At 29.8% G+C, this 13,795-nt stretch carries 12 protein-coding genes; 5 read left to right on the top strand and 7 right to left on the bottom strand.

Annotated elements, in window-relative coordinates:
* The first annotated feature begins 48 nt into the window (after nucleotides 1–48).
* From ACIJYI_RS02380 to ACIJYI_RS02370, 3 genes are read left to right on the top strand one after another with little or no spacing between them, the layout of a single operon-like run.
* Complete coding sequence (locus ACIJYI_RS02380) at nucleotides 49–1,551, top strand: MmgE/PrpD family protein (protein ID WP_435114518.1); 1,503 nt, start codon at nucleotides 49–51, stop codon at nucleotides 1,549–1,551.
* Complete coding sequence (prpB, locus tag ACIJYI_RS02375) at nucleotides 1,551–2,447, top strand: methylisocitrate lyase (RefSeq protein ID WP_435114517.1); 897 nt, start codon at nucleotides 1,551–1,553, stop codon at nucleotides 2,445–2,447. The genes ACIJYI_RS02380 and prpB overlap by 1 nt, the downstream gene beginning before the upstream one ends.
* Entirely contained in the window at nucleotides 2,447–3,571 is a 1,125-nt protein-coding gene (locus tag ACIJYI_RS02370; protein WP_435114516.1) for a bifunctional 2-methylcitrate synthase/citrate synthase, read from the top strand. The genes prpB and ACIJYI_RS02370 overlap by 1 nt, the downstream gene beginning before the upstream one ends.
* 1 nt (nucleotide 3,572) lies before the next feature.
* Here ACIJYI_RS02370 and ACIJYI_RS02365 read toward each other — a convergent pair whose 3' ends face one another.
* Genes ACIJYI_RS02365 through ACIJYI_RS02355 form a run of 3 tightly spaced genes read right to left on the bottom strand, consistent with a single transcriptional unit; the run spans nucleotide 3,573 to nucleotide 7,152 of the window.
* Nucleotides 3,573–4,205 (bottom strand): class I SAM-dependent methyltransferase, encoded by a 633-nt coding sequence (locus tag ACIJYI_RS02365; protein ID WP_435114515.1) that lies wholly within the window; start codon nucleotides 4,203–4,205, stop codon nucleotides 3,573–3,575.
* A gap of 2 nt (nucleotides 4,206–4,207) precedes the next feature.
* Nucleotides 4,208–5,224 carry a ribonucleotide-diphosphate reductase subunit beta gene (locus tag ACIJYI_RS02360; RefSeq protein ID WP_271483897.1) on the bottom strand — a complete coding sequence of 339 codons (1,017 nt, stop codon included), beginning with the start codon at nucleotides 5,222–5,224 and terminating at the stop codon, nucleotides 4,208–4,210.
* Nucleotides 5,215–7,152, bottom strand: a complete 1,938-nt coding sequence (locus ACIJYI_RS02355) for a ribonucleoside-diphosphate reductase subunit alpha (protein WP_435114514.1) — start codon at nucleotides 7,150–7,152, stop codon at nucleotides 5,215–5,217. The genes ACIJYI_RS02360 and ACIJYI_RS02355 overlap by 10 nt, the downstream gene beginning before the upstream one ends.
* Before the next feature lie 157 nt (nucleotides 7,153–7,309).
* Here ACIJYI_RS02355 and ACIJYI_RS02350 point away from each other — a divergent pair, with 157 nt between their 5' ends.
* A complete protein-coding gene (locus ACIJYI_RS02350; RefSeq protein ID WP_435114513.1) occupies nucleotides 7,310–8,764 on the top strand; it encodes a phosphomannomutase/phosphoglucomutase in 1,455 nt (484 codons plus the stop codon).
* Complete coding sequence (locus ACIJYI_RS02345) at nucleotides 8,748–9,029, top strand: hypothetical protein (RefSeq protein ID WP_435114512.1); 282 nt, start codon at nucleotides 8,748–8,750, stop codon at nucleotides 9,027–9,029. The genes ACIJYI_RS02350 and ACIJYI_RS02345 overlap by 17 nt, the downstream gene beginning before the upstream one ends.
* Before the next feature lie 23 nt (nucleotides 9,030–9,052).
* Here ACIJYI_RS02345 and ACIJYI_RS02340 read toward each other — a convergent pair whose 3' ends face one another.
* From ACIJYI_RS02340 to sauS, 4 genes are all read right to left on the bottom strand, one after another.
* Nucleotides 9,053–10,228, bottom strand: coding sequence for a hypothetical protein (locus ACIJYI_RS02340; RefSeq protein ID WP_435114511.1), 1,176 nt, complete (start codon nucleotides 10,226–10,228; stop codon nucleotides 9,053–9,055).
* Nucleotides 10,229–10,415: 187 nt separating this feature from the next.
* A complete protein-coding gene (locus ACIJYI_RS02335) occupies nucleotides 10,416–10,814 on the bottom strand; it encodes an HIT domain-containing protein (protein WP_435114510.1) in 399 nt (132 codons plus the stop codon).
* A 4-nt stretch (nucleotides 10,815–10,818) separates the two neighbouring features.
* On the bottom strand, nucleotides 10,819–12,333 hold the full coding sequence (locus ACIJYI_RS02330; RefSeq protein WP_435114509.1) for an AMP-binding protein: 1,515 nt from the start codon (nucleotides 12,331–12,333) through the stop codon (nucleotides 10,819–10,821).
* Between the two features lie 4 nt (nucleotides 12,334–12,337).
* Entirely contained in the window at nucleotides 12,338–13,759 is a 1,422-nt protein-coding gene (gene sauS / locus ACIJYI_RS02325; RefSeq protein ID WP_435114508.1) for an acylating sulfoacetaldehyde dehydrogenase, read from the bottom strand.
* Between the last annotated feature and the right edge of the window lie 36 nt (nucleotides 13,760–13,795).

Here is a 13,795-nt window from a genome sequence, read left to right as displayed (position 1 = left end):
ATTAATTTTTTTTAGCTATTAAAACAAAAACTCTATTAAGGAGTTATTTTGTTATTACACACAGTTAAAGTTTATCCATCTAAAATAAATTTACCAAAGAAGAAACAGCTTGCATGGAAAATTGCTGAGATTGCAAGTGATAATGCTAAGCTCAATAAAGATGCAATTGAAATGGTAATTAATAGAATTATTGACAATGCTTCAGTTGCTATAGCTTCTTTAAATAGAAAGCCAGTGATCTCATCAAGAGAGATGGCTCTTAAACATGTTCGAAAGAATGGTGCAACTTTATTTGGTGTAGACTCAAAATTAAGATTTGATTGTGAATGGTCAGCTTGGTCAAATGGTACAGCTGTTAGAGAACTTGATTTTCATGATACATTTTTAGCAGCGGATTACAGTCATCCTGGAGATAATATTCCACCTCTATTAAGTGTTGCTCAACAAAATAAAAAAAGTGGTTTGGATCTTTTAAGAGGAATTATTACAGCATATGAGGTTCAAGTTAATTTAGTTAAAGGTATTTGTTTGCACGAGCATAAGGTTGACCATATAGCACATTTAGGTCCAAGTGTTGCAGCAGGTTTAGGTGCAATGCTTAAACTTAATACCGAAACTATTTACCAGGCGGTACAACAAGCACTTCACACAACTGTGTCAACTAGACAATCAAGAAAAGGTGAAATATCAAGCTGGAAAGCTTATGCGCCGGCTCATGCAGGTAAACTTGCGATTGAAGCTGTTGATAGAGTTATGCGTGGTGAAGGTGCACCAAGTCCAATTTATGAGGGTGAAGATAGTGTGATTGCCAGAATACTAGATGGTAAAAAAGCTAACTACAAAGTCCCTCTTCCAAAAAAAGGTGAAAGCAAAAAAGCAATACTTGAAACATATACTAAAGAATATTCAGCAGAATACCAATCTCAAGCATTAATAGATTTAGCAAAAAAATTAAAATCAAAAATTCCTCAACTAAATCAAATTAAAAAAATTGATATTTTTACAAGTCATCACACTCACTATGTAATAGGAACAGGAGCTAACGATCCTCAAAAAATGGATCCAAACGCAAGTAGAGAAACACTAGATCATTCTATAATGTATATTTTTGCTGTCGCTTTAGAGGATGGTGATTGGCATCACGTTAAATCGTATACAAAATCAAGAGCGAATAAAAAAAGTACAATCAAAATTTGGAAATCAATCAAAACTTTTGAAGATAAAAAATGGACAAGAAAATATCATGATCCAAACCCAAAAAATAAATCTTTTGGTGCAAAAGTAATTATAACTCTCAACAATGGTAAGAAAATTACTGAGTCACTTGATCGAGCAGATGCTCATCCATATGGGGCTCGTCCTTTTAAAAGACAAAATTATATAAATAAATTTTTGACATTAACTCATGGAATTTTAGATAAAAAAGAAAGTGACCGTTTTTTAAAAACTGTCCAAAATCTTAAAAATTTGAAATCAGGTCAATTACATAAATTAAATATAGAAATTAAAAAAAATAAATTGAAAAGAAATCTTAAAAAAGGAATATTTTAATGCATTTTGTTGAAAAAGAACCCAGTCAAAAAAGAATAGATTTTAATGAAAAATTAAAATCAAATAAAATCTTAAGAGTTCCAGGCGCTTACAATCCATTAACAGCAAAACTGATTGAGGAAATTGGCTATGATGCGGTTTATGTTTCTGGAGGAGTCATGGCAAATGATCTTGGATTTCCAGATATTGGCTTAACAACTTTACAAGATGTGAGTACTAGATCGTATTTAATCTCAAGAGTAACCAACCTACCAACAATTGTTGATATTGATACAGGATTTAAATCTTGTAAAGAAACTATAGAAACTTTTGAAGAATTTGGAATTGCAGCTGTTCATCTAGAAGATCAAATTGAAAGAAAAAGATGTGGCCATCTTGATAATAAAGAATTGATATCAACAGATGACATGGTTAAAAAAATTAAAGAATGTGTTACAGCAAAAAAAGATGATAATTTTAAAATTATTGCTCGATCAGATGCAAAAGGTGTTGAAGGAATAGATAAGATGATTGAAAGATGTAAAGCATACATTGATGCTGGTGCAGAGATAATTTTTCCAGAGGCTTTACATAATGAACAGGATTTTGAAAAAGTTAGAAAAGAACTTTCTTGTTACTTATTAGCTAATATGACTGAATTTGGAAAATCTAAATTGTTTAATTATAAAGAATTAGAAAATTTTGGCTATAATATTGTAATTTACCCAGTAACCACTCAAAGATTAGCAATGAAAAACGTAGAAGATGGATTAAGAGACATTTATGTTAATGGACATCAGAACAATATTATTGATAAAATGCAGACTAGGAAAAGGCTTTATGAGTTAGTTGAATATGAAAAATATAACTCATTAGATGAAAAGATTTATAATTTTAGCACGGAAGGACACGAATAATGAGTGATGATATTAAAAAGGGTTTACTTGGAATTGTTGTAGACGAAACTGAAGTTTCAAAAGTAATGCCTGAAATAAACTCTCTCACTTACAGAGGTTATGCTGCTCAGGATTTATGTGCTGCGTGCAAATTTGAAGAAGTTGCCTATTTAATTTTAAATAAAGATTTACCAAATTCAATTCAACTTAAAAACTTTGAAAAAGAAGAAAAAGATAACAGAGAGTTATCAAAAAATTTGTACGAAATAATTAAGCACATGCCAAAAAGATCCCATCCCATGGATGTTGCAAGAACTGCTGTTAGTGTGATGGGCTTAGAGGATAAAGAAACCCCTGACTCTTCACCTGAAGCTAATATGAGAAAAGCACTTAGAATTTTTGCTAAAACTCCTACCGCATTAGCTGCTTTCTATAGAATTAGAAGTGGTAAAAAAATTATAAAACCCAAAAAAACTTTGTCTTTTGCTGAAAACTTTTTCTACATGTGTTTTGGAAAAGTTCCACAGAAAGAAATTGTTAAAGCTTTTGATGTATCATTAATATTATATGCTGAGCATAGTTTTAATGTTTCAACTTTTACAGCTAGAACTATTACTAGTAGTTTATCTGATATTCATGGTGCTATCACTGGAGCAATTGCTAGTTTGAAAGGACCATTGCATGGTGGAGCTAATGAGGAAGTTATGCACATGATGAACAAAATTAAGAAACCTGAAAATGCATTAAAATGGATTAAGAATGCTCTCAAAAATAAAGATGTGGTAATGGGATTTGGTCATAGAGTTTATAAATCAGGCGACTCTAGAGTTCCAACAATGAGAGAATACTTTGGAAAAGTTGCCAAAATTAAAAAAGATAAAAAATTTGAAAAAATTTACGATATTGTTGAAAAAGTGATGATTAAAGAAAAAAATATCCATCCAAATGTTGATTATCCTACAGGTCCAACATATCATTTAATGGGCTTTGATACTGATTTCTTTACTCCAATATTTGTAATTTCAAGAATTACAGGTTGGTCAGCACATATAATGGAGCAACATGCTGCTAATAAACTAATTCGTCCACTTGCAAAATACAAAGGAAGCAAACATAGAAAAGTAATGGAATTAAATTACAGATAGTTTAGTTTTTTTCAATTTTTGCAAATCTTTCATCGCACAATATTTCACATTTGAAATTATGCTTTTTAACAAATTCATCGATTGCAATTTTTACTTCTGGTGCCTGCGCACCTAAATTATAATCATCACATAAAATAGTGCCATTAGAATTTATAACTTCTAAACAACAATCTAAATCATTTTTGACTGTTTCATAAGCATGTCCACCGTCTAAAAATACGTAGTCTATTTTTGACATGTCTATTTTTTTTAAAATTTTATTAGAATTTCCTTTAATTAAATGAACATTGTCTTTAAATTTTTTCAGTAAGTCGTTTACACCATTTAAACTGTATGGGTTTACTCTCTTTATATATCTAAAAAAAAAAGTTTTTAATGGGTTTGAAAATTTTGTATTTGGAATAACTTCGTTTTTATTCTCATCATTTTCTTCAAATAAGTCTAAACCTACATATTTAAAATCATTTCCATGAAGTTTATATAGTACCTCACATACGTTCCTTGCGGTAACTCCGTGAAAGACACCCACTTCTAAGAAAAATTTTGGTTTTTTTCTAATGATCTCCTCTAAAAAAAAGGAACCAACACCCTTCTGCTTTAAGCTAGTTTTCCTATAATATTTTTTATATTTCAAGATTAACTAAAAGCTTCAACCCAAGTGCCTTGTGTTGATGCTTTAGAGTATTCTGTTGCACGACCTTCAAAGAAGTTCATGTGCTCAACAGCATTAAGCATTGTATCTAACCAGGTTAAAGGGTTTTTTTGCACATCATAAATTGGCTCCAGACCTAATTGTGTAAGTCTTCTATTAGCTATAAATCTGATGTAATCTTTAACTTCTTGAGCAGTTAAACCTTCCATTGGACCCATTTCAAAAGCTAGATCAATAAAAGCATCTTCGTGTTCAATAATAGTTCTGCAAGCTTCATAAAGTTCCTTTTTAAGCTTTGGAGTCCATATTTCTGGGTTCTCATTTATGAATTCTTTAAAAACTCTAATCATAGAATTACAATGAAGAGTTTCATCTCTAACAGACCAAGTAACAATCTGACCCATTCCCTTCATTTTATTATGTCTTGGAAAGTTTAAAAGGATTGCAAAACTTGCAAACAACTGAAGTCCTTCAGTAAAAGCGCTAAACACTGCAACTGTCTTTGCAATATCTTCTTTAGAATTTACATTAAAACCTTGCATGTAATCATATTTATCTTTCATCTCTTTGTACTTCATGAAAGCAGAATATTCAGACTCAGGCATTCCAATAGTATCAAGTAAATGAGAGTAAGCTGCTACGTGGACTGTCTCCATTGAAGCAAAAGCTGTCATCATCATTAAAACTTCTGTTGGTTTGAATACTGTTGTGTAATGTCTAAGATAACAATTACTAACTTCTACGTCTGCTTGAGTAAAAAATCTAAATATTTGAGTTAATAAGTTTTTTTCTGATTGAGTTAAATTTTTTTGCCAATCTCTAACATCGTCACCCAGTGGCACCTCTTCTGGTAACCAGTGAATTCTTTGTTGTGTTAACCACGCATCATAACACCATGGATATCTAAAAGGTTTGTAAACTGGATTTTCAACTAATAAACCCATTTTTTTTGGTTGGATTATTTCATTGTTTGGTGTCTTAATTTTTTCTGCTACTGACATGATAGGCACTCCTCGTATTCTGGTTCTTCAGATTTAGTTTGTTTGTTTTTATAAACGTTAGCTAAAACATCTGTTGATTTTGCATCATTGATATTTTCAGCTCTTTGAATTGATTTTGATCTACAGTAATAAAGGCTCTTTAAACCTTTTTTCCAAGCATCAAAATGAATTTTGTGTAACTCTTTTTTATGAACATCAGCTGGTAAAAATAAATTTACTGACTGAGCTTGTGATATAAATGGAGTTCTGTCTCCACTTAATTCAATAATCCACTGCTGGTTAAGTTCAAATGCAGTTTTAAAGACATCTTTCTCTAAATCAGTTAAAAAATCTAAATGAGATACAGAGCCTTGATTGGTTGTAATAGTAGACCAAGTTTCATCATTATTTTTTCCATGGCTTTCAAGGATTTCTTCTAAATATCTATTTCTAACATTAAAAGAACCTGACAAAGTTTTGTGAGTATAGCTGTTAGCTGCAATTGGCTCTACCCCAGGTGATGCACCACCACAAATAATTGAAATTGATGCAGTTGGCGCAATTGCTGTTTTATTTGAAAATCTTTCCTGATAACCATACTCAGCAGCATCTGGACAAGCTCCTCTCTCTTCTGCTAAATCTTTAGACGCTTGATTTACTTGTTCATCAATTTGTTTGAATATTTTTTTATTCCATGATTTAGCCATTACTGACTCAAGGGGAATTCTATTTTTTTGAAGAAAAGAATGAAAGCCCATAACACCTAAACCGACACTACGCTCTCTCTCAGCAGAATATTTTGCATCTTTAAATTGGTCTGGAGCCTTATTAATAAAATCAGATAAAACGTTATCTAAAAATCTCATTACATCTTTAACCATGTCGGGATCGTCTTTCCATTCATCATACTTTTCTAAATTCAATGAAGACAAACAACAAACAGCTGTTCTATCTCTACCATCTTTATCAATTCCAGTAGGGAGCGTTATCTCACTACATAAATTTGATGTTTTAACAGTTAGGTTAGCAAGTTTATGATGCTGAGGAATTAGTCTGTTAACTGTATCTATGTAAATAATGTAAGGTTCGCCAGTTTCTATTCTAGCAGTTAATAATCTTATCCATAAATTTCTTGCTGATATTGTTTGCTGAACAGTACCATCTGCAGGACTTTTTAATCCCCACTGCTCATCGTTTTCTACAGCTCTCATAAATGCATCCGAAAGTAAAACACCGTGGTGTAAATTTAAAGCTTTTCTGTTTGGGTCTCCACCTGTAGGTCTTCTCATTTCAATAAATTCTTCGATCTCAGGATGATCAACTGGCAAATAACAAGCAGCCGAACCTCTTCTTAAAGAACCTTGGCTGATAGCCATTGTCAAAGAGTCCATAACTTTTATAAAAGGAATAATTCCAGATGTTTTTCCAACCTTGCCAATTTTTTCACCAATAGATCTAAGGTTGCCCCAATAACTTCCAATGCCACCTCCTTTTGCTGCTAACCAAACATTTTCACTCCAAAGATCTAAAATACCACCTAAGCTATCTGAAGCTTCATTTAAAAAACATGAAATCGGCAACCCTCTTTTTGTACCACCGTTTGACAAAACAGGTGTCGCTGGCATGAACCAAAGGTTGCTAATATAATTATAAATTCTTTGTGCATGTAAATTATCGTCCGCATATGAACTTGCTACACGTGCAAATAAATCTTGAAAAGATTCGTTATGACCTAAGTATCTGTCTTTTAAGGTTGCTTTTCCAAAGTCGGTTAAATTTGCATCTTTAGATCTATCTATCTTAATTATGATACCTTTGTCATTTTGAAAAAGCTCAGTTTCATTGCTTAATGAAAATAGATCAGGTCTATTTCCTTTTGAAACTTCCTTAACTTCTGGGCTATATTCGGAGACAGCTTTCTTTAGGGCCTGAGATAGAATCTTGTTCATATTTAATACTATATTTTGTTATTGTGACGAAAACAACTAGATGTTGTATGCGTTTTATGTTGATATACTATATAAACAATTAATCAACAGAACATTTATAGAACGCGACAAAAAAAATATCAATAAAAAAATTCAAAAAAGAGTAAGTAATTAACAAATGTCTGAAAAAATAAAAATAGATCCTTATGGTTTTAGGGAATATGACGCTCGTTGGGTGTACGAAAAAGATATTAATAGTCAAGGAATCACGAATCTTGGCAAAGGATTAGGAACTCAAATAAAAATTCATACCAAAAAAAATAACCCAAGAATAATAGTTGGTCATGACTATAGATCCTATAGTGAGGAAATCAAAAGTGCTCTTAAAAAAGGACTGCTTTCTACTGGATGTCATATTGAGGATGTGGGTTTATCATTGTCACCAATGGTTTATTTTGCTCAATTTAATTTAGATGCCGATGCAGTTGCGATGGTTACAGCTAGTCATAATGAAAATGGTTGGACTGGTGTAAAAATGGGTATCAAAAAAGGATTAACTCATGCTCCTGAAGAAATGAAAGAATTAAAAGATATAACTTTAAATGAAAAATTCTCAAATGGAGATGGTAATGAAAAACAAATAGAAAATTTTCAACAAATTTACAAAGATGATTTAATAACAGGTAATAAAATTAAAAAAAAATTAAAAGCAGTTGTTGCCTGCGGTAATGGAACTGCTGGTGTATTTGCTCCAGATATTTTAAGAGGAATTGGTTGTGAAGTTATAGAGCTTGATTGTGAATTAGATTGGACTTTTCCAAAATATAATCCAAATCCTGAAGATCTGGAAATGCTACACGCTATTGCTAAAGCAGTCAAAGATAATAATGCTGATATTGGTTTTGGTTTTGACGGTGATGGAGATAGAGTTGGCGTTATTGATAATGAAGGAAATGAAATATTTTCAGATAAAATAGGATTGTTGATTGCAAGAAACCTTTCAACTAAACACAAAAATTCAAAGTTTATTGTGGATGTAAAATCAACTGGTTTATATTCAAAAGATAACATTCTATTAGAAAATAATTGTGAAACTATTTATTGGAAAACAGGTCATTCCCATATTAAACGAAAAGTTAATACTGAAAAAGCATTAGCTGGTTTTGAAAAAAGTGGCCATTTCTTTTTTAATCAACCATTAGGTTATGGTTATGATGATGGGATTAACTCAGCTATTCATGTATGTCACTTATTGGATAATCAAAATAAGAAGATGAATGAAATTATAAATGAATTACCTAACACTTATCAAACACCTACTATGGCACCTTTTTGTAAAGATGAAGAAAAATACCAAGTTGTTGAAGAATTAGTCAAACAAGTTAAAGAAATAAAAAATAACAAAGCTAAGATTGATGATCAAATAATCACTAAAGTACTAACAGTAAATGGTGTAAGATTTTCTTTTGAAGATGGTTCTTGGGGATTGATCAGAGCATCTTCAAACAAACCATCACTTGTGATTGTAACTGAGAGTCCGACATCAGATATTAGAAAGAAAAAAATCTTTGATTTTATTGATAATCTGCTCCAAAAAACTGGTAAAGTTGGAGAATATGATCAAAAAATATAAATTTTTATTAATAACAATTCTGTTATTTTCATCAGAAACCCTAGCTTTTAGCCCTGAAATAGAACAAGAAATTTATGTCGGTTGTTACGGTAGTTCTAAACAATACATAGGACCTGAGAAAGCAAAAAGATATTGTCTCTGTACATTAAAAAAACTCAATGAAAAATATAACGATGAACAAATTAATGAAGTTTTTAAACAAAAACCCGAAAAAATTATTGAAGCTACGAAATTTGCATCATTGTTTTGTGAAAAACAAATCTAATTAAATTAAAATATAGTTAGAAATTATTTCGTATCATCATTTGAGCTTGGATTATTATTATCAAAATCTGTTTTTTCATAACCAATTTCATTATTGTTAAGTTCATTATCTGATTTATTCAAATCTATTTCTTTATTTTCGTCTGATGAGTCTTTATAAAAATTTTTAATTAAAGTATCCTCTTTGATTTTTTGCTCTTCATCAAATTTTCTTTCCCATTCTTTCATTCTTTGATCTTCTTCTTTTAATTTCTCTTCTTCTTCAAATTTTTCTTTGCGAATTCTCTCCTCTTCTTCTTCTGTTTTTTTAAGATTTTCTTCTTGAAGAATTAACTCTCTTTCTTTTTCTTTTTCAGCTTTTAATCTTTGCAAACGTTCAGTTTCTATTGATTTAAGTTGATTTTCTTTATTTCTAAGCTCAGCTTCTCTAGCATTTTGTTCAGCCTCTTCTTTTAATAATTGTCTTTTTAAGTCTTGTTGTCTTTCAAGTTCCAAATTTCTTAATCTTTCCTCTGTTTCTTTCAATCTTTCAGATTCGTATTTAAGTTTAGCTGAAGCTTCTCTAATTCTTTGTTCTTCTTCTTTACGTTTTTGTCTTTCAATTGTATTTATTCTTCTTGCTTCTAGTTTTTCTTGTTCTTTTTCTTCTCTCTTTTTTTTAGCTTCAATTTCTTTTAATCTTATTTGCTCAATTTTAAATTCTGTTTTTTCTTCTCTAATCCTTTTTCGTTCAAGCATTTTTACACGCTGTTCTTCTTCTTTTAATTTCCTAGCATCCTCTCTTAATTTTTTAGTTTCTTCATCTTTTATTTTTTGTTGCTCAATCTTTAATCTTCGAAGTTCAATTTTTTTTCTTTTTTCTTCATTTTTTGCAATAAGTTTTTCATTATCTTTTATAAGTTTTTCTTTCTGTGCAATTTTAATTTTTTCATTTTTTTCTTGTTGTAATTTTTCTTTTTGGATTAATTTTTTTTCTTCTTGAATAATTTTATGTTTCTCGAGCTCAAATTTTTTTTCTCTTTTAATGTCTTCTCGTTCTTTGATTTTTTTATAATCTTGATAAAATTTATTAATTGATTTCTTTGCTTGATTTAATGGGTTTGTTTTTATCAATTTTTTTAAATCTGTTTTTTTAACAAACTCATCAATACTTAAGAATTTTTCTAATTTAGTAATCTTTTTATGAATTTTCTTATTCATTCTAAAAAGTTATCAACAATAATAAGGTTCTAATACCCAATTGATGTTTAATTTAGGTTTTTAACAACTAAATACACAGATAAAATTGTGTATATTCTTAAAATACATCTTTTACGTGTTTAATATTTTTTTAAGAATCAATTAATCTATATCTGAGGTGATGGAGGGAGACTAAAGTCACCTCCTTTTATTTAAAAGCTGATCTAATTTTATTTAAAACATCTTTTAAGTTTTTTGCTGAATATTTTTTTCCTTTAACAACCCATACAGATAATGGCCATGAGCTATCAGTTCTTTTTCTAGAGATAATATGGATATGTAATTGTGGAACTATATTACCTATTTTTTCTATATTAAGCTTTGATGTTTTAAATAGTTTCTTCATAAGCCTACTTACCAAAACAATTTCGTTCATAAGTAATATCTGATCTTTAGAATTAAGTTCACTTATATCTGTTACATTTTTTCTCTTGGGTATTAATATCAACCAGGGAAATTTAAAATTATCATGAAGTCTTATAGAGCATAATTTTAGTTCAGTTATATGATGAGAGGATTTTAAGAATTTCTTATTAATTCGATACATAAGATTATTTAATTAAATTTTTAATCTTTAATCTTTGAATTTTTCCTGAAGATCCTTTTGGAAGTTCATCAAAAAAAAATATATTTTCTGGTGATTTAAATTTACCTAAAATTTTTGAACAATGATTAATCAAATCTATTTCGGTTAATGAGTTTTTATTTTTCAACACAACACCTGCTTTTACAGTTTCACCATAATGACTACATTCATCACCAAATGCTGCTGCTTCGAGTACATCAGGATGTTGATACAAAACATCATCAATTTCTCTTGGTGAAATATTTTCACCTCCTTTAATTATAAGTTCTTTAATTCTACCTTTTACAAAGACAAAATCTTCAGAGTCCATTAAACCTAAATCACCCGTTAAAAGCCAATCATTGTAAAAACTTTTTTTTGTTTCGTTGGGATTTTTATAATATTCTTTCATCACATTTTTACCTCTTACACAAATTTGACCGATTGTATTTCTTTCAACTTCATTAAATTCATTATCAAAAATTTTAACTTCGTTTCCATAAGGTATACCAGGTGAGCCGTATTTAATAGGATTGGGAGAAGGCGGATTAGACAAAATAGGTGCACACGTTTCTGTCAAACCCATTGTTTCAATCATCTTTATCTTAAATTTTTCTTCAAAATTCTTATGTGTTTCTGGGGCTAATGCTGCCGATGCACTTCTACCAAATCTTACAAGTGATGTATCCAATGATTTAAATTCAGCTTCTGAATATTTATTTAATAATGAAGAAACTATAGTTGGTACTATGCTAAACCAAGTACATTTAAATTCTTCAATGTGTTTCCAAAAATTTGTAGCAGAAAACTTTTCAGATAAAACTAATGAGCTTTGACTTACTAATGGTCCCATTACTGTAACTATCAAGCCATTAATGTGATATAATGGAAGAACGCATAATGCCTTGTCGGTAGTAATTAATTCATGTGAAATTAAAACGTTTTTACCTCCATTTAAAACGTTGTCATGAGTGAGCATTACACCTTTGGGTTTTCCAGTTGTACCCGATGTATACATTAACAAAGCATTATTAGATTTATTAAGATTATCTAATTCTATTTTTTCATCATTTAATTCATCTATGAAATTGTCTTTATCAATTTCTATAAGCTCAACTTCACTTCTAGACTTTTTGATTATTCTTTGTGCTAAACTTAAATTTGATTTAGTTGAAAATAATAGCTTAGATTCAGAATGCTCAATGATGTAAGCTAGCTGTTCCTCTCCTGCCACTAAATTGAGAGGAACTTGTATCATTCCAGAATACATAATTCCTAACATGAGTTGAATTCCACTTAGTGAATTTTCTGTCAGTGTACAAATAAGTGAATTTTTCTTCTGTTTTTTTTCAACAGATAAATAATAATTTATCTTATCTAAATTTATTTTAAGGTTTTTATTTGTTATTTTTTTTTGAGTATTTGGGCAAGTAATAAAATCTAAATTTGGATTATTTTCTGAATTAAAGTTTATAAAATCTCTTACTGTGCCTAATTCCATTCAACTATTCTAAATTTTTTAATTCTTTGGGGTCATTTTTTTCACAGTAATCTTTAAAATACTCTTTAAGTTCAGCTTCCTTACCCGGGATTAAATTGGATATTTTAGTTATATTTAAAAAATGTTTGTAATTTAAATTATTATCAATTGTATTTTTTTGCCATGTTCCACAACCCATTGATAGAGAAAAAGGTAGACCATTAGTAAAACTTCCGCCTGTAGCAAATGTATGTGCTTGATTAACAATCACTCTGCACACAGATAAATCTAATCCTAATTCAATTACCCTTTCATCTTTTTTGGTATGTACACCAACGGAATGGCCTATGCCCTGATAATTTAGAATTTTTTTGGCTAATTCCTTAGCTTCATTAAAGTTTTTGACTCTATATACGGTCAACACTGGTGATAATTTTTCACCTGAAAAAGGGTAGTCTAATCCAACTCCATCTTCTTCAACCATTAATATTTGAACATTTTCATCTACTTTAAGATTTAACTCATTTGCAATAAATTTTGCTGATTTTGCAATTATTTTTCTATTTAGTTTTCCATCAATCCATAAATTTTTCTGTAAAACCTCTTTTTGATTTTTATTAAGTAAAACTGCATTTTCTTTAGATAATAAGTTGATTGCTTTTTCGTAGATATCTTCAATTAAAATCAAATTATTTTCTGATGAACAGCTTGTGGCATTATCGAATATTTTTGACATTTTTATCTTTTTAAAAGCGTCTACTAAATCAGCTGTTTCATCAACAATTGATGTTACATTTCCCTGTCCAACACCAATTGCTTTGGTGCCAGATTTTGCAGCTTCCCTAACATTATTTAATGAGCCAGTTACAATAACTAAATCAACATTTTTCATTAGCTCATTAGTTAACTCTTTTGTGACATCGCAATCAAAAGTTTGAATTAAATTTTCAGGAGCATTAATTTTTTTTAACTCATTATTAATCAATATTAATAAATCCCTAAAAACCTTAGATCCTGCTGGTGATGGAGAAACTATAATTGAATTTCTTCCTTTCAACGCATTAATGATATTGTTTATTGGAGTTGCTGCTGGATTGGTAGATGGTGTAACTGCTGCAACAATTCCAACTGGTTTTGCTATTTCAATAATTCCTTTTTCCTTGTTTTCATTAATCACTCCGACAGTTTTGATATTTTTTAGGTCTCTTAACAGTCCAAGTGTTTTTCTTTTATTCTTCAAAATTTTATCTTCTGGATTTCCAAGACCAGTTTCACTCACAGCTAAATTTGATATTTTTTTGTTATTCGATGGCTTACATAATGTCCAAGCAACTGCAGTAACAACTTCGTCAACTTGATTTTGATTATAATTTTCAAAAATAGATTGAGCTTTTTTTGCTTTAAGAACTAATGATTGAACTATTTCTGAAGAAGTCTTGTTATTCATAATTTTTTACTAAGTTTTAGAAGTTTCGCCTTAAAA

The organism is Candidatus Pelagibacter bacterium nBUS_36, assembly GCF_051201215.1.
Taxonomy (GTDB): Bacteria; Pseudomonadota; Alphaproteobacteria; order Pelagibacterales; family Pelagibacteraceae; genus Pelagibacter.
This window is presented reverse-complemented; position numbering and strand designations above follow the sequence as displayed.

What these genes read in the sequence shown, in the direction of transcription:
- prpB (WP_435114517.1), top strand. Translation starts at nt 1,551, where the DNA reads ATGCATTTTGTTGAAAAAGAACCCAGTCAAAAAAGAATAGATTTTAAT.
- ACIJYI_RS02350 (WP_435114513.1), top strand. Translation starts at nt 7,310, where the DNA reads ATGTCTGAAAAAATAAAAATAGATCCTTATGGTTTTAGGGAATATGAC.
- ACIJYI_RS02370 (WP_435114516.1), top strand. Translation starts at nt 2,447, where the DNA reads ATGAGTGATGATATTAAAAAGGGTTTACTTGGAATTGTTGTAGACGAA.
- ACIJYI_RS02355 (WP_435114514.1), bottom strand. Translation starts at nt 7,152, where the DNA reads ATGAACAAGATTCTATCTCAGGCCCTAAAGAAAGCTGTCTCCGAATAT.
- ACIJYI_RS02340 (WP_435114511.1), bottom strand. Translation starts at nt 10,228, where the DNA reads ATGAATAAGAAAATTCATAAAAAGATTACTAAATTAGAAAAATTCTTA.
- ACIJYI_RS02360 (WP_271483897.1), bottom strand. Translation starts at nt 5,224, where the DNA reads ATGTCAGTAGCAGAAAAAATTAAGACACCAAACAATGAAATAATCCAA.
- sauS (WP_435114508.1), bottom strand. Translation starts at nt 13,759, where the DNA reads ATGAATAACAAGACTTCTTCAGAAATAGTTCAATCATTAGTTCTTAAA.
- ACIJYI_RS02330 (WP_435114509.1), bottom strand. Translation starts at nt 12,333, where the DNA reads ATGGAATTAGGCACAGTAAGAGATTTTATAAACTTTAATTCAGAAAAT.
- ACIJYI_RS02345 (WP_435114512.1), top strand. Translation starts at nt 8,748, where the DNA reads ATGATCAAAAAATATAAATTTTTATTAATAACAATTCTGTTATTTTCA.
- ACIJYI_RS02335 (WP_435114510.1), bottom strand. Translation starts at nt 10,814, where the DNA reads ATGTATCGAATTAATAAGAAATTCTTAAAATCCTCTCATCATATAACT.